The organism is Arthrobacter sp. APC 3897 (assembly GCF_030407495.1).
GTDB lineage: Bacteria > Actinomycetota > Actinomycetes > Actinomycetales > Micrococcaceae > Arthrobacter_B.
The window spans coordinates 37,134-55,087 of sequence record NZ_JASDDG010000024.1 but is presented as its reverse complement, the minus strand read 5'-3'; the positions used below and the strand labels follow the sequence as shown (position 1 = coordinate 55,087).

Here is a 17,954-nt window from a genome sequence, read left to right as displayed (position 1 = left end):
GCGCTCACCAGATCCGTACAACCGCCTGCGCCTTGACCAGCACCTTCTGGCCGTTGAAGGTGACGGTGAGGTCCACGCGTGCGGTGGAATTGTCTGCGTCCAGGGCTCCAATGACTCCGGTGACTTCCACGACGGCGCCTGCTTTCCCGTCAATGTCCTCGACCGGTACCGGGCGGGTGAAGCGCGTCTGGTAGTCGATGACGGCACCGGGATCGCCGATCCAGTCCGTCACCAGCTGCACGGCCGCGCCCATGGTGAACATGCCGTGGGCAATGACTCCGGGCAGGTCCACACTGCGCGCAAACCGTTCGTTCCAGTGGATGGGGTTGAAGTCTCCGGAGGCTCCGGCGTAGCGGACCAGGTCGGCACGGGAAATTTCCAGCGTCGACGAGCCGATGTCCTGTCCGGTGGCGAGTTCACTCAATGCAATGGACACGGCGTTTACTGCCCTTCTCCGCGGACGAGGATGGATGACACGGCGGTGGCGACCTTTTCGCCCTCGGTGGTGGAGATTTCCGAGCGGGTGGTGAGGAGGGCGCCGTCGCCCATGGCCCGGACGGAATCCACATGAAGTTCTGCAATCAGCTCATCACCGGCGACGATGGGCCGGTGGTGGGTGAAGCGCTGGTCGGCGTGCACCACGCGGGTGAAATCGATGCCGGCCTCCGGGTCGGCGATCAGCTGCGCGTCGGCGCGCTGGGCCACGATGACGGCGAAGGTGGGCGGAGCCATCAGGTCGGCGTAACCCAGGCGCCCGGCTTCGGCGACGTCATAGTGGGCGGCGTGGGTTGCCTTGACCGCACGGGCGAACTCGCGGATCTTTTCACGGCCTACCTGGTAGGGCTCGCTCGCGGGATAGCTGCGCCCCTGCAGTTCGGGATTGATGCTCATTTGGTTCCCTTCATCCGGCGACGGGCGTCCCGGGCTCGAACCACCATACCGCTCAGGTGCAGGCACATGCCCGCCACAATTACGGGTGCGGCAATGTACATCAGCAGCGGAGAATCTCCGATGGCGCCGAAAACGACCATCAGCACGCCGGCTCCGGAAACCACCAGGGCGGATACCACCAGCTTTCGGTACAGGGCGGAACCGGTTTCCCACGGGGTGTTTAGCATGCCCCCAGAATACAGGCGGGGCGCCTCCGGCCGCGAAACGGTGCCCGGAGCCGGGCATCGGCTCCGGCCCTAGAAGAGCGCTGTCTGCAGGGCGGGAAGCCTGGTTTGGTAGGAACCGAGGTGGAGGCGGCGGCCCTTCAGCCGGGCCAGATCGGCGAGGAACGGGGTATCCGTGCCTTCCACCGCCACCAGCGCCGCTGCGCCCACCATGGCCTGAATGACCATGGCGTGCTCGCCGCTGCCCGGATCCAGCGGATAGGCAATGGCTCCGGCGGCGCCCAGGACCGTTTCGGCCTGATCCGGGCGGTGAAAGGTTTCGGCCGTCACGGTGAATCCTGGGATGTCCGTCCCGGCCAGCAGATCCCGGGCTGCCGCCGCATGCACGGAGTTGGTCCGGTCCAGGACGCCTGCTTCCAGCGGCTGCGCCAACGCAGCGGCCTTGACGCCCGAGCGCACCGCCTGCACCAGCCCCGCTTCATTGGTGACCAGGTCTTCCAGGACGCGGACCACCCGGCCGTTGTCCGCCCGGGCAACATAGCGCGCGGCAACCGCGCCCTGTTCAACGAGGCGCAGGTGTTTGCGTCCGTCGGCGGCGGTGCCCACTTTGGTGCTGCCGTCCGCAAAGGTGGCAACGTACAGCCAGTGCGGCTGCTCCAGGTACAGCTTGAGTCCCGGCGGCGCGATGCCTGAGCGGTGAACGTTGTGCACCAGCCGCCAGTCATCGCGGGCGAAGCAGGACCCGCACTGGTAGCCGCGCTCGGCTGCGCAGTGGCCCGGGCAGGGTTCGGCGGTACGGGTGTACCGGTCCTGCACCTTCACCGATCCCAGGCAATGCCGCAGCGCTCCGTCTTCGCCGGGAAGGACCCGGTAGGACAGGACCGTGCCGGCGTCGAGCCGCATCTGCCGGGTCTCGCCTGCGGGAGAGCGCAGCGCAAGGCAGGGACCGGCGTCGTCCCATGAAACTCCGGCACTCAAATAACGGCCGGTGTCAGTTCTCACGTGTATCTCCAGGGGCAGCAGCAGGCTCGGGGCGGAAAAAGGGCGGGAAAACGCTTCCGCGCTTTCCCGCCCTATTATCCCTTCGCCGTTAGGCGTGCTGGCCCTCATGCTCGCCCTCGGCGATTTCCTCCAACAGCTTGTCATTGAAAGCCGGCAGGTCGTCCGGGTTGCGGCTGGTGACCAGGCCCTGGTCCACCACCACTTCCTCGTCACTCCAGTTGGCGCCGGCGTTCATCAGGTCCGTGGCCAGCGTGTGGTACGAGGTCAGGTCCCGGCCCTTCACTACGCCGGCCTCGATCAGCAGCCACGGTCCGTGGCAGATGGATGCCACCGGCTTGTGCGCTTCGAAGAAGGCGCGGGTGAAAGCCTGCGCGTCCTTGTCCACGCGCAGGAAATCGGCGTTGACGACGCCGCCGGGGAGAACCAGGGCATCGAAATCATCCGCGCTGGCATCTGCCACGGGCAGGTCAACGGTGAACGTTTCGCCCTTTTCCACACCGTCAAAACCCTGGACCGTGCCGCTGGACGGCGAGACGAGAGTGGGGACGCCGCCTGCGGCCTTCACGGCCTCCCAGGGGCTGGTGAGCTCAATCTGTTCCACACCGTCGGTAAGGAGAAAAGCGACCTTCTTGCCGGAAATATCATGTTCGGACATGTTGCCTCCGTTTCGCAGAACTTCTGAGGGGCGGCTGCATGCCGCCTGGAATCGAAAGATTCCGTTGCCTCCACCCTAGAAAAAACCGGCAACAATAAGCAAGCTGACAATATTTTTCAGGCGGCGGTCCACCCGCCGTCGACATTCAGCTCGCTTCCCGTGATGAAGGTCGCGTCGTCACCTGCCAGGAATGCAACGGCCGCCGCGACGTCGGCAGCCCGGCCGAGCCGACCCATCGGTGTGTTTGCCACCATTGACGTGTGCCGGTCCGTGCCTTCGTAGCGTTCGAGCAGCTGTTGTGTTTCTATGAACCCTGGATGAACCGAATTCACCCGAACGCCCTTCTTCGCCCAGTACAGAGCAGCATTTTTCGTCATCGTGCGTACGGCACCCTTTGCTGCTGCGTAGGCAAAGCTGTTCCCCATCCCACCAACCGTTCCCAAGATCGAGCAGATGTTGACAATCGCGCCGCCGCCGGTCTGCTCGATCAGGGCCCCGCCGTGCTTCATCCCGAGCCAAGTACCGGTCTGGCTGACCTCAATGACCCTGTTGTACCGTTCCAGGTTTTCGTCGACGACCGTTCCTATGCTTCCTATCGCACCGTTGTTGATCACCGCGTCCAGTCGCGAGAGCTTTCGGTCGATAACAGCGACAGTCTCAATCCACTGCCGCTCGGAGGCAATGTCCAGGCCGGCCGCATGATGCCGTGCCGGCTCGTCCAGTCCGGATATCAGGTCCTCGCACGCTGCGGCATCGAGATCGGTGACGACCAGTGAGGCGCCTTCGGAAGCCAGCCGGCGTACGATTTCAACGCCGATTCCTCCGGTCGCCCCGGTCACGAGGACAACTTTGTCCTGCAACCTCAAATCTGCTCCGCGAACCATCCCAGCCGGCCTTTCGATCGTCACAGTTTGCTGAGCACGTTGCGGCCGCCGATCAACATGGCAACGCCAACGCCTGCCGTTGTCACAGCTGTCATCAGCAGTGCCATTGCGGCCACCAGCGGATAGGTGCCGTTCTGCCACATGTCGTACAGCAATGTGCCCATCACCTGGGTGGTCGAGGAACGCACCAGCAGTGATGCGGCGAACTCGTGTGTCAGCAGGATGAACATCAGTGCGACGGCGCTCAGAATAGTCGGGCGCATCAGTGGGAGCATGATCCTGATGTTCGTCACGAACGGGGACGCTCCGCTGGTTGCCGAGGCCTCCGTATAGGTGTTGCCCAGTGCAAGCATCGAGGTCATCTGCATCCGTGTTGCGAAAGGCAGCATCAGCACGATGTAGACCAGGACGATGACTGTGCGGGTGCCATACAGGATGAACGGCGGTTCTGTGTAGGTCAGCAGGAACCCGACACCAAAGATAACCGCCGGGACGGACAGCGGCAGGGCCGTGATCAGGTCGGCGATCATTGCAAGGATCCTAAACCGCCGCCCGCGGACGAGCAGATTGGCCATCAGATATCCGATGGGTACGCAGATGGCCACCGCTCCCAGGGATGTCAGGACGCTGGTCACCACGGATTCGACGATCGCATCCGTGGCAAACAGCACGCGAAAGTTGTCCAGGGTGAGGAGGCTCCAGGAGAGTGATCCAGACCAATACGGCGTCAGCGAAACGATGATGAGGCCCACCATGGGGATCACCAATGAAACCAACGCGAACAATGAGATGGTAATTGTGGCCCATGTACCTTTGCCTGTCGGGGGCGCAAAAGCCTTGCCGCCGTGCGTGACAAACCGGGTCTGATCACCGAGCATCGCCTTCTGGATCAAAACCAAGGCAATGCCGAAGATGACCAGCGGCGAGCCGGCCGCTGCCGCTGCCGCGAAATCGGACGGTGATTCCGAGACCCGTCGGTACATTTCGGTTGTCAGTACCTTCACACCGCTGTTTTGTCCGAGCAGCAGCGGGCCAGTGAACTGCCCGAGTCCCAGGAGGAACGCGATGCCGCCGCCGTAGATCAGGGACGGCCGAAGCAATGGCAGCAGCACCCTGAAGAACACGCCGAGGCTTGATGATCCACTAACCTGGGCAGCTTCAAGATGTTCTGAGCTGATACTTTCCATCCCGGAGTTGACGAACAAGTAGACGAACGACGTCAAGCCGAATCCAGTCAGGATGATGATCCACGGCAAGGTATAGACATCGATGGGTCCGGTGTCGGATCCGTTCCACCACGGGAGCATTCGCAGCAGGACGTTAAGGTAACCTGGCCCCGGCGAGAGCAGGAACGCCCAGCCGACGATATTGGCCACCGAGGGCATCACGATCGGCAGAATAGGGATAACGCGCAAAAAACCCGCCTTGGCTGGCAGCCTGCTCGCCGCAAACGCCAGCAGTGTGCCCAGCACCATTGCGATAACCAATGATCCAAGCGCAAAGGCGACCGTTGTTCCGATTGTCTGGGCGATGTCATAGCGGCCGTACTGGGTACGGTAACCCTGGGCATCGTTCTCGAAAGCCAGCAGCTGCAACCGGACCATCGGCAACAGGACCAAGTAGGCAAGAACGACCAACAGAGCCCCATACCAAATCCGTGCCCGCCAATGTACAGGGATCCCCTTGTGCCGGTGCGCCGGTGTCGTCGACGCCGTCGACGGCCGTTCCGTGGACAGGATTGCCATCAGGCTGCCGCCTCGGCAGGCACTGCTGTGAGCTGCCTTGCCGCGGCAGCGTCCCCCGTGTTGGCAGCGAATACCCGCAACGCCGACGGGGAAAAGCTCACGACCATCGGTTCACCTGGTTTGCTCGCGCGAAGGGCTGCGCTGTGTTCATAAGCATTCGCGCGCAGCGTCAATTCCTCGGTGCCGGTTTTCACGGTGACGTCAAAATGCCTGCCGCCGTACTCATACGTCACCAATTCGGCGTGAAGCGAAACGTTTCCAGCTGGGACCTCATTCATGGACCGGTGCAGCGTCAGGTCATCCGGGCGGAAACGGGCCACTGCAGTGGCGCCCTCATCTGCCAGTCCACGAACGGCGGCCCGCTTCAAATCAATCGGATCGCTTGCCGATGTCATCCAGCCGTCGTGACCGTTCCGCAGCTCGAGCCGGTTACCCATCCCGATGAATGCCGCAACGTATTCAGACACCGGATTCTCGAATACATGCTCCGGAGCATCGTATTGCTCGATCTTTCCGGACTTCATGATTGCGAGGCGGTCTCCGAGAGCGAAGGCCTCGGACTGGTCATGAGTGACAAAAACGGCAGTGAAGCCAAGTTTCTGGTGCAACTGATGAATTTGTGACCGCACCTGGTCACGCAGCCGGGCATCAAGGTTGCTGAGCGGTTCGTCGAAGAGGACCAGATCCGGACGGGACACCAGCCCGCGGGCAACGGCTACACGCTGCTGCTGGCCGCCGCTAAGTTGGGAAGGATAACGGTCGAGCAGCTTACCGCAGTCCACCATCTCGGCTGCTGCTTCAATTGCACCGCTGTCGATGTCCTGTTTCATATTCCGGACTTTGAGTGGATACCCGATGTTTTTCCGCACCGTCATATGCGGCCACAGCGCATACGACTGAAAGACCATGCCAATGTTCCGTTTGTGCGCCGGCACGTTCAGGTGGCTTTGTCCGTCAAAGACCATCCGGTCCTTAAACGTTATGGTGCCGTCCTGCGGGGTCTCCAGACCGGCCAGGCAGCGCAGCGTCGTCGTCTTGCCGCAACCGCTGGGTCCCAGCAGAACCAGGAATTCACCCTCTTCAATTTCCAGGTCGAGCTGGTCGACGACGATGTTCGATCCATAGGATTTCGTGAGACCGGAAACTCTGAATTTGGAGGTCATCTCATACCTTCTGGGTTGATTTTTTCGGAGTACGGGCGCCGGCGGCGGTGCCGCCGTCCACGAGGATGTCGGTCCCTGTGACATAGCCGCTGTCCTCTCCTGCCAGGAAGAGAATGACTTTCGCCACTTCCTCGGGCGTGCCCCGGCGCTGCATGGGGATGGTTTGGATATAAGCCTCGACGTCATCGTCAGCAAAGCCCGGCGAAGCGGAGATCTGGGTGTCAATACTTCCCGGGCAAACGGCATTAACGCGGATTCCGCGGTCAGCCAATTCAAGCGCGGCAACCTTCGTCAGCGCCCGAACTCCGAACTTTGATGCACCGTAGGCTCCGAGTTCTGCGGTCGCCAGCACACCCCGCAACGATGCGAGATTGATGATCGAACCGCCGGCCCGCATCTGTCCTGCGACAGACTTGGTTCCCAGGAAGGTCCCAACTAGGTTCAGCTCCAGCATCGCTCGAAACTGATCCAGGGAGGTTTCAAGCAATGGCGCCTTGATGGCAGCGCCGGCGCTGTTCACAAGGACGTCGATCTGTTGGCCAGTCTCGTTGATCTCCAGCAGCAAGGACTCCCACTCGGATTCTGCCGTCACGTCAAGATGCCGAAAATAGGTGTTCGGCCCGAGGACGCAGGAGAGTTCTGTGCCGGCCGCATCGTCTATGTCAGTCAGCCACACTGTTGCGCCGTGCTGCGCAAACAACCTTGCGCAGGCACCACCGATTCCCTTCGATGCACCCGTAACCAATACCGTGGTTCCGCTGAACTTCTTTGCCGCTTCATTCATGCTGTCGCTCTCTTCCGAAATTCTGGGGGTCGGATTTCCATCTCGAGGGTCAGCGCTGGAAGAGCTTCTGCCACTCCTCGGAATACTGTTCAACCTTTTCCGGGGTCAGGTTCGCGGCGTCGGGGGAGGCAATGTCCTGAGCTACCGCCACGGCTTCGGGGATATCGGGAAGGGCAGCTGCATAACCTGAATTGAGGGCCGTTTGTCCCTCGGTGGTCACCATGAAGTCCGCCAGGACCTGCGCTGCGTTCGGATGCGGAGCGATGGCTACGACATGGGCGTACCAAGGGGTACCCCAAAAACTGTCCTGCAGTTTCCAGTCGACCGGTGCACCGGCCTCGACTTCGGTAACCAATGGCTGCACTGAGGGAGTCACGACGACCTCACCGGAGGTCAGTGCCTGAGCCACCCCCAACGCGCTCGGATAGATGCGAGGTTCCAGAGCGGCCAGTTGCTCCCAGTAATCCTCGCCGTAGGTTTTGGCGTAGTAGCGGTAAAGATCCACATAGGAGGCAATTCCGGTCGGGTTTACAATGCCGATTTTGCCCTTGAACGCGGGGTCCAGAAGGTCTTGTGGAGTATTCAAGCCGCCAGGTACCGCATCCGTGTTCCATCCCAGCCCAAACACCGCTGCACTCACGAGGCAAAAGCGGTCCTTTATGACGCTCTTATCGGGCACATAAGCCGGCGAATCCAGTTCAGGGCCGAGCAAATCGGCCGAATAGGCACCTGAAGCTGCCGCGTTCTCGATCCAGGGGGCGTCCGTGAGCATATGAACGTCAGCGACACCCTTGCCGGTCTTCTTCTCGGTCTCGATCCGGGGAGTGATTTCAGCATCGGTTCCGCGAACGATCTCCATGGTGATCTCGGGGTATTCGGCATGGAAAGCCGCCTTCAGCGCCTCCAGATTGGCCGGCTTCTGCGTCGAGTAGAGCATCACCTTGCCCTCTTCGTTCGCTGCCTTCACGACGTCGTCCCAGGTTCCCTCCACCGGACCGGACGACGCCGCACTCCCCCCGCAAGCCGCCAGGCAGAACGTTGACGCGGCGATCGCGAGAGTTGCAACCACTTTCGTGAGTGATCTCATTTGTGCACGAGCTTTCCCTCGGAACCTCTAATGAGGTTCTCCGTTGTTGATTGAACGGGTGAAACCTTGTGTCGGGTTGCCTTCCAGCACTTCCCGAATCGACCATTCCGACACCATTCAACGACCGAAAACCTTACTGAAACTGAACTGATGTCAGTTAGAAAGCTAGTTGTCGAAATGTGTAATGTCAATCACCTTTCATGATGTGAATCGGCCATCTCCGCCGCGCCCAGACGCGCGCATAACGGCAGAAATCCGGTATCCGGCCCGGCCTGACATCCGTCATGCCGAGCCTTCCAGGATCCAGTGCGACGACGGCAACCCTTTGCCTCCGAACGCGCAAATCAGGGAGTTTTTGCTGCGGCGAGGACGTCAAGTCCTGCCCTGCGGCCCTCGCTGACCGCATGGCTGACGCGCCGGGGAATCACTGCGTCGCCGACTATCCGCACCGATGAATCCCTCCCGGCAACGGCCAAGGTTTGCGGCACCCGCAACCCCACGGTTACCACAATGTTGGCATTGAGGCGGGTGGACTCCCCCGAGTAAATGTGGCGGACGACGGCCGCGCCAGCAGGAGCACCCTCAAGCTCAGTGAACGGGATTATATGCAGAGGAACCCCTTGCAGCCGTGCCTGGAACTGCATCCTTGACTCGGCAGGAATGCCCCCGGCGAACCCTGCCGCCGGGGTCACGACACTGATCCGCTCGGCTCCTCTGGCTATGGCCGCCTCGATGGAACTGACCAGCGTCCACCACCCAAAACCATCGTCGACAATGACTATGTTCCCAATACGGCCGCTCCCGTGCTTCCCGTGCAGCCACTGGGAGGAGGTGCAAACAGTGCCGCCTTCAGGCACAGGTCCGACCTCTTCCCGGGCGCCGAGGGCCAGCACGACGTCGGTAAACCCTTCCAGCGACGCAGAGTCTGCGCGGACCCCGAGTTTGACGTTGACCCTGCCGCGCAACAGCGAACTCTCGTAAAACTCCAGCAGGTTCAACCAACCGGAACGGTTCGGTCCTGCCGCCGCAGTGAGCAACTGGCCGCCGATACGGTCGGCCCCCTCGAAAAGGACCACCTCGGCTCCTCCAGCAGCGGCAGTGATGGCGCATTCCAGCCCAGCCGGGCCGGCTCCGACCACCGCCAGCCGCGGAGAAACGCGGGTGGGTCCAAGCCTGAGGACAATGGGCGAGGCCGGCCGGAGGGTTTCACCCTGCGGCGCCAAAGCTGGATTCACGGTGCACAGGGCCGTCGGATCGAAGGCGCGGCAGTCCTCGTTGCAGGCCACGCAGGGCCTGATTTCGGATTCACGTCCGCCGAGCATCTTGGCCACAAAATCCGGATCAGCGATATGGGCACGGGCCATACCGATCAGGTCCGCTGACCTGGAGGACAGTGCTTGGTCAATGGAAGCCGAATTGCGGAATGCAGAGGAAACAATGAGTGGTACGTCAAGTACCGAACGCAAGCTGCCACTGTCTGGAACTAACCGGGGAACCTCCGTCGCCATGTCCGGCACATAGTGCCCCCGCACCCCGTAACTGAGGTTGATGTAGTCCACCGGAGCCCGGTCCTGCAGCACCTGCAGCAGCTCGCACAGGTCATCCATGGCCAGCCCGCTTTCCGAACCACCCTCAACTGACACACGCAGTCCCAAAGGAGCGTCCCCGGAGACGCCGCGAATAGCTTCAATGATTTGCTGCACGAACAGAATGCGCTGCCCGGCGCCTCCCCCGAAACGGTCACTGCGCGTGTTGACCAAACGATTCAGGAAGTTGGCAATGAGGTAGCCATGGGCTCCGTGAAGTTCGACAACGTCGAACCCTGCTTCATACGCATTGCGTGCGGATACTTTGAAGGCATTGACCAGATCTGAAATTTCCTCTGTCCGAAGAACCCGTACAGGCGTCTGCTCCCGGGGGGACTTGACAGCGCTGGGCGAGACAAAAGCGTAGCTCGTGTTGGCGCCCAGGGTCTCCCGTCCGAGATGGCCCAACTGCAGGGCTGCAACTGCCCCCCCGGATTTCATGGCCACAGCCCTGCGGCGCAGGCCGGGGAGAGTCTCGCGGCGAAAGGCCTCCGTCAGGTACCGCTGGCGCAACAGCGATTCCTTGGCCACCTGAGTCGCCCCGGCAACCAGCATGGAGGCTCCGCCGCGTGAGAGACGAGCCCAGTACTCGGCATCCCCCTCCAGCGGCTCGCCGTCCCTAACGGCGGCGAGCCCGTGAGCTGTGGCTGTCAGGCGGTTTCGGAGGATAAGTCCGCGAATCCGAACCGGGTCGCCAGCCTTGGGTGCACTGTCCCCGTCCGTCCGGTTCTTCTCCGGAGCCGCTGTCATGTTAGTTGCCTGTCCAGACCGGCTCACGCTTTTCCAGGAACGCGGAAACGCCCTCGGCAGCATCATTGGACTGCAGCACCACACCCACGGCCAGATGCTCCATAACCATCAACGACTGCGTGTCCGCATCCAGGGACCGATCCACCGTCATCTTGGTGATCCACATCGTCAACGGGCTCTTATCCGTCAGATCCGCAATGAACTCATCCACCCGCTTATCCAGCTCATGCGCCGGAGCGGAGAGATTAATCAGGTCCCACTGCGCTGCCTCCACACCGGAAAGCAGCTTGCCCGTCAGCATCAGCTCCTTGGTCTTGCGGATACCGATCATCCGCGGCACCCGGTAAATCGGGCCCGCGCCCCCGTAGAGTCCGCGGCGGATATGGAAATCACCGATCTTCGCCTCGTCATCGGCAATGGCAAAGTCACAGGAAATCATCAACTCGAACCCACCGGCGGTCACATACCCCTCCAACACCGCCACCGACGGAGTCTTCATCGAATACAGCCGGTCACAGACCTTCGCGGACTTCACCGCAACCTCGATGGCCAGGGACTGACCCACGAAATCCGCCTGCAGGGCATCGAGGTCAAAGCCCGAGCAGAACGTGCCTTCACGCCCCCGCAGCACCAGCACCCGCAGCTCCGGGTCAGCATCAATCTCGGTAATAATCTCATCCAGACGGTCCAGCACCTCAACCGTCACGGCATTGCGCTTATGCGGTCGATTCAGCCACACCCGGGCCACGTGCCCGTCACGCTCAAACTGGATCTCGTCTTCCACAGCCATGGCACTTCCATCCGTCGGTGAAGCAACTCCCAAAATGAAGTGACTTCAGTTTGTTTTGGTTACCCAAGTCTAGGTCCGCGCTGTGTTGTGTCAAGGCCTGGATGCGAGCGCACGGCAAGGAGCGAAGACAGGGGAAGCCACAGCTCACCTTTGCCGACGAATTTGGTTCTGCCGAAGGATGAGCCGCCCCTAAAAAGGGGCCGTGTCTCTGGGAATGGACAACGCCCCCCCGGAGCGTGGATGCGGAGGCCCGGGGCACCAGCGGTCCCGGCGGGCCAGGCGGGCCAGGGCACAGGGCAGGAGGGCGGGAACCGGATTCGGTCCATCAGGAGACGACCCGGACGCAACCCTGTGCCGGGCCTATTGCCCTCGCAGGCTCCCGAACATGCGGTGGCCGGCATCGTCCGCTCCCGGGCGTCGCCAGCCTGCATTATCGTTCCCGGGCAACATTCAAGTTGTTGTCAGTACTAATCGATAATCCGCCGAGCGGATTCCCGGTAGAACGCGCTGACCTTCGCCAGGCTCAGGGGCCCGTCGGGCCGATACCAGCGCCAAACACTGTTGAACAGACCCAACACGGCACGTGCCACCAGCACCGGATCGTGTTCGGATCCCGTCTGTTCATAATGTCTGCGAAAAAGCTGGACCCAAGCGTTTTCGATTTCCCGGGTCAGCTCGAGGCATGCCACACGTTCGGTTTCCTCCCGTGCGGAGTTCCGCGGGGCCGCCAGCACATCGCTGTTGGCCATCACGATGCGTGTCTGGATGATGGCTTTTGTGGACACGTCAAAGACACTCTCCAAGACCGCCTCGATTTCCTCCCCCGTCGTCGATCCGATCTGGGATGACCTGCAGAAACGTTGGTAGGACTGCGCCAACTCCAACCGGATGATCGTCAACAGGCAATGCGCCTTGGATTCGAAGTAGTGGTACAGCGCCGTTTGGCCGATCCCGACCTCGTCCGCGATAGTGGACCATTTGGTGGCCTCGAACCCGTCCGCTCCGAACTTGGTGACCGCGGTGTCCAGGATCGCGCTGCGCTTTGAACGCGGCCCCGGTGCAACTTCGTTGACTGCGGCCAGGTCGCTGAGGGGAACTCCCGCCACAATAGGGTCCAAAGCCGTCGCACCGTTTTCTCCCATGGCAATACCCTTCGTTGTCCCTAACTGGACTCAGTTTGAAAGCTAAATCATCCCATACTCAGGGCTGGCCGCCAGTGGCGGCGCCGACCCTGCAGGCACCGTGCCCAAGGCCTGTTCGGAGGCATTTCGTCCGGCCTCCCTGCCCGTCACCACTGCAGCGCACAAACCGCCTCCGTAGCCCTTATGGTAAATGTCCGACATATCGGCTCCTGCCACGTAGACGCCCCCTAGGACTTCCCCCGCGGAATTCAGGACCTCGCCGCGGGCGTCTGCCCTGACACCGCCGAAGGTGTAGGTAATGGCTGGAACGACTTCTGCAAAATAAATGGTCCCGCCTCCCAAACGCTCACTGACCACAGGATCAGAGGCCAGATCAGGGCTGATCGAGTAACCCCATTCGGCCGCCGCCTCCGCGACCTCCGCCAGAGATGAGCCCACGCCAACGCGGCCGCCGCGGTCTTTACTGATCTGCCAGCGATCCATTTGGGGGCTGCCCGCCACGAATGGTTGCGCCGCGGCCTCTGCCTGGACCGCCTCGGACCACATCAGCAGCCCTCGACCGCCATGGGCGGCAAGGGAGGTCGCATTGTTGTGGTCCCCGCGCGTCTCGTCGGCAAACCGGGTTCCTTCCGGATCAAGCAGAATACCCTGTTCGCTTTGATACAGGGCAAAAGCAATGAAGTCCACAGGCGAAACGGGAGTCACTCCGGCTGCGAAAAGGTGCCCGTAGAAACCCTTGTTTTCCAGATTCAGCATCCCGCCCAGCGATACGGCCAGGTTCATTCCACCTCCGGCCGAGTATGCGTTTCCGCGCAAAGCCATGCCGGCACCACCGGAGAGCTCTGCCCGGGCGTTGGGATCGGCCTGCCGCCCGCCGGTCGCCACAATCACCGTACGGCTCCGCCAGGCGGCGCTGCCGGCGTCGGTTGTGCCACGCACCAGGAACCCTCCGTCACTGTCGCGGACGATGTCCGATACCTCGACAGCGGGGAAAACCATGCCGCCCGCGCGCTGAATGATCTGGCTCATACGACTAAATGCCAGCGGGAGATCATATTTACGGCCACGTCCGGCGAGGGCGGGCCTTTCGGGAGTCAACGGCGCAGTAAACCCGCTGAGCCATGCATGGGCTTCGCTGTATCCGGCGACGACCTTCGCGCCGTGGATCTGGTATTCACCCCGGTCCTCCTGCCGAAGGTCTTCCTCGGTGGCAGGGGCCCATACATAACCGCCGGAGACAGCGGCGGAACCGCCAATCATGGGCGCACGCTCGAGGACGGCAACCCTGGCGCCGGCATTGGCTGCTTCCGTTGCCGCGGACAGGCCGGCCATGCCGGCCCCGAGTACGAGTACGTCAAAATCCTGAGTGTTCATGTGTTGATACCAGCCTGTCTGTAGTTCAGTGGTTCATGTTCAGTGTTCAGGGAGTAGTGAATTGCTGCCGAACCGGCCTGAGAAGTCAGCTGCTTCCGCGCCGCCAGAACGTCCAGATGTGCGATGGTTTCGTTGACCGCAATCATCTGGTTGAACGGATCCAGGGAGGCGAAGGAATGCTGCCTTGAGGTCCATGGCAGTGCTGCTGCTGCTTCCATCCCCGTGCAGGCACCATCCTTGACGGCGGCCAGGGTCTGGGCGAGCCGGACATCGTGATGATCCAACAAGGCCCGCGCTCTGGCATGGGAACTTCCGCCGGATGCTCCGTGTGCCGGCATCAAGGCGCAGTCCTCCAGCCGAAACATTGCCTCCAGCGAGGACATGTAATCACCAAGAGGCGAGGCTGCGGGATCAGGTTCGAACCCGATCGAAGGCGTAATGTGCGGCAGGATGTGGTCGCCGGAGAACATCAGCTTCGCCTCAGGATCATAAAAGATCATGTGGCCGCGTGTGTGGCCCGGAGTGCTGACAGCCGTCAGCGAACGCTCCGACAGCTCGATGACGAGGCCGTCCGACAACCACGAATCGGGATCCGCCCAGTCGCCGGCATCCAGCGGCGGTTGTTGCGGGCCCTTGCGCAGCTGTTCAACCACGGCACCGGCTCCGTGGCGGACCAGCCGGTCCATCAGTCCAGCGGGAAAATGCGTGAGATGTTGTCGGGTAAGACACAACGATGCCTGTTCACCGAGCCCCAGCCGGACGTGAGCTCCGGTCAGTCTGCGCAGTGCGACCGCCTGGGTGTAATGGTCGCGGTGTGAGTGGGTCACCAAAACTTGGGAGATGTCGGCAAGGCCGAAGCCGATCTCCCGCAGTGAAGCTTCCAGAACGCCGACTGAATTGCCGACGGCCCACCCGCCGTCGATGAGAACCAGCTGACCGGCATCCACCAGCGCGTAGACGCTGACCGCCCGCAGACCATCCTGGGGCATAGGCAGAGGAATGCGGTACACGCCATCCGCAACCTCGTGCGCACCGGGCTCCTCCCAGCTGTACTTGTCCTGGACGACGGGACGCTGCCCGGAGTGCCCCACTACGGGGTCTCGAAGCGGACGCCCGGCGTGCGTCCCATCAGCAACCGGCTCGCCTTGCCCTCAGAGTCAAGCCGTGCCACGGCACTGAAGGAAGCCTCGAATTCACCCTGCTGGCGCACCTCGCCGATCACCATTTCGTCGCCGCCGGAAGTAACGGCGTTCAAAACATGGTGGGTCCGGGTGTTCTTCAGCCGCTGTTCAAGATATCCCACCAGCGCCTGCCGATCTCCGGAGAAATCTGTCGCCGGACTATCGGTACCGCCCGAGAAGAGTACGGACAGCTGGAAATCGGAGCCGACCAGTTCGAGGACACGCTCAGGCTCGTCGGAATCCATATGTGAAAACCACTGGACCAAAAAGGGTGCGTTCATGGGTTCATCTCCACACTGTCAGCTGTGTCGGTAAGGTTGGTTTGAAAATGGCAGACGTACCTGTCTAGCTTTCCGTCGCCTGTCTCCCGGACAACCGCCAGGAATGATCCCATCGGGCGGCCCCCTTCGCGGACTTCTCCTAACAGGAACTCCAAGTCATTGTCGCGGGACCGGCGCAGCACATGGTGCGTTCGAGCCAGGCCTTCTGTCTTCCGGCCGGTGATGTACGCGGCCAGGTCGTCCCTGCCTTCTCCGTGCACGGTGGCCGCAGGTGTGTCCAGAAGGAAACGAATACTTCCGTCCGTGACACCGAGCGCATTGATGGGATGCGGTCCGTCCAGCAGCGCGTAGTACTTATCGATTGCCGATTCGCGGGTAACTTCCCGCGTTGATTCCGCCATGACCCTCATCCCTTCACTCCGGCCGAAGCCGTTCCACTGCGATTTCCCGCGCTCGTATTCTCGATACCTTGCCCACATGTGTCTGAGGCAGCTCTGCGACTTCCACAATGAACTCGGGCCATTTGGTTTTCGACAATCCCTGCCCTTCGAGCTCACGGCACACGTCCTCCACAGTGGGGAGTCCTCCGGTGGGGACCACCAATGCGACGACCCGCTCTCCCAGGACGGGATCAGGGACGGGCACCACGCACGCTCCGGCAATGCTGTCGATGCGGTGAAGGGCGGATTCAACCTCCGCAATGGAGATATTGCGTCCGCCGCGGATGATGACTTCCTTGATGCGGCCGGCCACCTTGATCGTCCCGTCCGGCGCAAAGGCCACCAGATCACCGGTCTCAAAAAAGCCGTCCTCGGTCAGGTCCAGCGGAACCACGCTGCCGGACCGCGCGTAGCCCAGGAACAGCGAAGGTCCACGGACCTGTGCTCGCCCGGGTTCCCCCACGGCAGCCTCTCCCCCATCCAGTCCAAGGACACGCATCTCGGTTCCGGGAAAGGGCCTCCCGTCCCGGCCCAGCCGGATCTCCGGAGGATCATCAAGGGCCGGGCTGGTGTGGCCCAAGCATTCGGCCATGCCGAACACGCGCAGTACCGGAGCGCCCAGTGCCAGCTCCGTTTCTTGAAGCGTAGCGATGTCCATGGGGCCTCCGCCGACGGTAATCGCCTTCATCGCGGACAGCGGCGAGGCGGCGCCGGCCGCAGCGGCCGCGGCGGCCAGCTGCAGGACCTGTGTCGGTACGCACATGAGCCATCGTGCCTGGTGATCAGCCAGCTGCCGCAGCGCCGCCGCCGGTTCCCACTTCGCCGACAGCAGCACGGCTGACCGCAGTTCCAAACTGGCGTAGATTCCGAACGTGAACGCCGGAGCGGCGGAAAGCGGCACAATGCCACCAATGGCATCGCCCGGCTGGAGGCCGGCAGCGGCAATTTCCTGACGCACCGCGTACTGCAGAGCTGCTTCCCGGTGCACCACGGCTTTGGACCGGCCTGTCGAGCCGGAGGTCATTCCCAGCAGCACCCCTCCGTTCCAGCGGTCAACCGCGGAACCGCTGAATCGCGGTCCGTGGTTCTCCTGCACAACCCAATGCTCCAACACCGGTTTGCCGGCTTCAGCCCCGATTCCCCAGCGCCCCAGTTGCTGCGGGTCACCGAGGATCAGGTCCGGGCGGACGTCGCCCATTACCTCGGCAACGTCCGCCGCTGTCAAGTGTGGACTAGCCAACGCCAGTGCTGCATCGATGAGACCTGCGGCAAGCGCCAGCACCACCATGCGATGGGAGTTTTCGGACTGGACGAGCAAAGTGGGCCGCCGGATGCCAAAGCTGTTTACCGCTTCGGCCAGAGCCGTGGCGACGTCCAGGACCTCATCCGAATGCCAGGTACCGGCGTCGTCAATGGCCGCCACCCATCGACGGTGTGCGGCTTCTTCCACAAAACGGCTTGTTACTTCCTTCATAACCCTGCCTTTCCGGCGGCGTCTTCGGGGGTCCGGACAATTTCCTCCCCCAGGAACGCCAACCGGCGGCCGCGCATATCGCCCACCTGCGCAACAGCGTCCTTCCATTCCTGGCTTGCGAAGGCAGCGTCAGCCGCTTCAGAACTGTCAAAGCTCAGCATGGAAACCCCGTCCCAGTCCTGGGACCTCTTGTCGAAGGCACGGTCGATTTCAATCTGCCGCCATGACCGAAGACCGGGGATCTTCAGAGTCGCCTGGGCATGCGGTCCCCGCCACCACTCGATAAACTCTTCATGGGTCCATTCGGGCGGTTTGCTGGAGACAATTACTAGGTTGTACATGTCGCTCTCATTCCCGCTCTGATAGTGGGACGCTGCTGGGAGGCTGTACTGTCATGCGAACCGTCTTCCCGCTTCATCTCACCACCAATAAGCCCTTGGCACCTTCCCCCGGCGCACCGTTGCCCCGGAGGTACTTCCCCTTATGGCCGCTTCATAGTTC

The 17,954-nt window shown here is 62.0% G+C and carries 19 protein-coding genes; all 19 read right to left on the bottom strand.

Annotation, left to right across the window (positions count from 1 at the left end; genetic code table 11):
• Positions 1–4: 4 nt before the first annotated feature.
• Positions 5–436, bottom strand: a complete 432-nt coding sequence (locus QMA10_RS12440) for a MaoC family dehydratase (RefSeq protein ID WP_290168797.1) — start codon at positions 434–436, stop codon at positions 5–7.
• A 5-nt stretch (positions 437–441) separates the two neighbouring features.
• Positions 442–891, bottom strand: coding sequence for a MaoC family dehydratase N-terminal domain-containing protein (locus QMA10_RS12435; RefSeq protein ID WP_290168795.1), 450 nt, complete (start codon positions 889–891; stop codon positions 442–444).
• Positions 888–1,118, bottom strand: coding sequence for a hypothetical protein (locus QMA10_RS12430; RefSeq protein ID WP_290168794.1), 231 nt, complete (start codon positions 1,116–1,118; stop codon positions 888–890). Before QMA10_RS12430 ends, QMA10_RS12435 begins: the two co-directional genes overlap by 4 nt.
• 69 nt (positions 1,119–1,187) lie before the next feature.
• A complete protein-coding gene (locus tag QMA10_RS12425; RefSeq protein ID WP_290168793.1) occupies positions 1,188–2,117 on the bottom strand; it encodes a DUF2797 domain-containing protein in 930 nt (309 codons plus the stop codon).
• An 88-nt stretch (positions 2,118–2,205) separates the two neighbouring features.
• Positions 2,206–2,772 (bottom strand): type 1 glutamine amidotransferase domain-containing protein, encoded by a 567-nt coding sequence (locus tag QMA10_RS12420; protein ID WP_290168792.1) that lies wholly within the window; start codon positions 2,770–2,772, stop codon positions 2,206–2,208.
• Positions 2,773–2,888: 116 nt separating this feature from the next.
• Positions 2,889–3,638: an SDR family oxidoreductase gene (locus QMA10_RS12415; RefSeq protein WP_290168790.1), complete on the bottom strand. Its 750-nt coding sequence runs from the start codon at positions 3,636–3,638 to the stop codon at positions 2,889–2,891.
• A 38-nt stretch (positions 3,639–3,676) separates the two neighbouring features.
• Entirely contained in the window at positions 3,677–5,401 is a 1,725-nt protein-coding gene (locus QMA10_RS12410; RefSeq protein ID WP_290168789.1) for an iron ABC transporter permease, read from the bottom strand.
• Positions 5,401–6,564 carry an ABC transporter ATP-binding protein gene (locus tag QMA10_RS12405; RefSeq protein WP_290168787.1) on the bottom strand — a complete coding sequence of 388 codons (1,164 nt, stop codon included), beginning with the start codon at positions 6,562–6,564 and terminating at the stop codon, positions 5,401–5,403. Before QMA10_RS12405 ends, QMA10_RS12410 begins: the two co-directional genes overlap by 1 nt.
• A 1-nt stretch (position 6,565) precedes the next feature.
• Entirely contained in the window at positions 6,566–7,348 is a 783-nt protein-coding gene (locus QMA10_RS12400) for an SDR family NAD(P)-dependent oxidoreductase (protein WP_290168785.1), read from the bottom strand.
• Positions 7,349–7,397: 49 nt separating this feature from the next.
• Positions 7,398–8,435, bottom strand: a complete 1,038-nt coding sequence (locus QMA10_RS12395) for a substrate-binding domain-containing protein (RefSeq protein ID WP_290168784.1) — start codon at positions 8,433–8,435, stop codon at positions 7,398–7,400.
• 344 nt (positions 8,436–8,779) lie between these two features.
• Positions 8,780–10,771: an NAD(P)/FAD-dependent oxidoreductase gene (locus tag QMA10_RS12390; RefSeq protein ID WP_290168783.1), complete on the bottom strand. Its 1,992-nt coding sequence runs from the start codon at positions 10,769–10,771 to the stop codon at positions 8,780–8,782.
• 1 nt (position 10,772) lies between these two features.
• Positions 10,773–11,561, bottom strand: coding sequence for an enoyl-CoA hydratase/isomerase family protein (locus QMA10_RS12385; protein WP_290168759.1), 789 nt, complete (start codon positions 11,559–11,561; stop codon positions 10,773–10,775).
• 467 nt (positions 11,562–12,028) lie between these two features.
• Positions 12,029–12,703, bottom strand: a complete 675-nt coding sequence (locus QMA10_RS12380; protein WP_290168782.1) for a TetR family transcriptional regulator — start codon at positions 12,701–12,703, stop codon at positions 12,029–12,031.
• A 42-nt stretch (positions 12,704–12,745) separates the two neighbouring features.
• Positions 12,746–14,077, bottom strand: coding sequence for an FAD-binding protein (locus tag QMA10_RS12375; RefSeq protein WP_290168781.1), 1,332 nt, complete (start codon positions 14,075–14,077; stop codon positions 12,746–12,748).
• Positions 14,074–15,168: an MBL fold metallo-hydrolase gene (locus QMA10_RS12370; RefSeq protein ID WP_290168780.1), complete on the bottom strand. Its 1,095-nt coding sequence runs from the start codon at positions 15,166–15,168 to the stop codon at positions 14,074–14,076. Before QMA10_RS12370 ends, QMA10_RS12375 begins: the two co-directional genes overlap by 4 nt.
• Positions 15,168–15,539, bottom strand: a complete 372-nt coding sequence (locus tag QMA10_RS12365) for a hypothetical protein (RefSeq protein WP_290168778.1) — start codon at positions 15,537–15,539, stop codon at positions 15,168–15,170. Before QMA10_RS12365 ends, QMA10_RS12370 begins: the two co-directional genes overlap by 1 nt.
• On the bottom strand, positions 15,536–15,940 hold the full coding sequence (locus QMA10_RS12360) for a hypothetical protein (protein ID WP_290168776.1): 405 nt from the start codon (positions 15,938–15,940) through the stop codon (positions 15,536–15,538). Before QMA10_RS12360 ends, QMA10_RS12365 begins: the two co-directional genes overlap by 4 nt.
• Positions 15,941–15,953: 13 nt before the next feature.
• On the bottom strand, positions 15,954–17,453 hold the full coding sequence (locus QMA10_RS12355; protein WP_290168774.1) for a class I adenylate-forming enzyme family protein: 1,500 nt from the start codon (positions 17,451–17,453) through the stop codon (positions 15,954–15,956).
• Positions 17,450–17,794, bottom strand: a complete 345-nt coding sequence (locus QMA10_RS12350; RefSeq protein ID WP_290168772.1) for an EthD family reductase — start codon at positions 17,792–17,794, stop codon at positions 17,450–17,452. Before QMA10_RS12350 ends, QMA10_RS12355 begins: the two co-directional genes overlap by 4 nt.
• Positions 17,795–17,954: the final 160 nt, after the last annotated feature.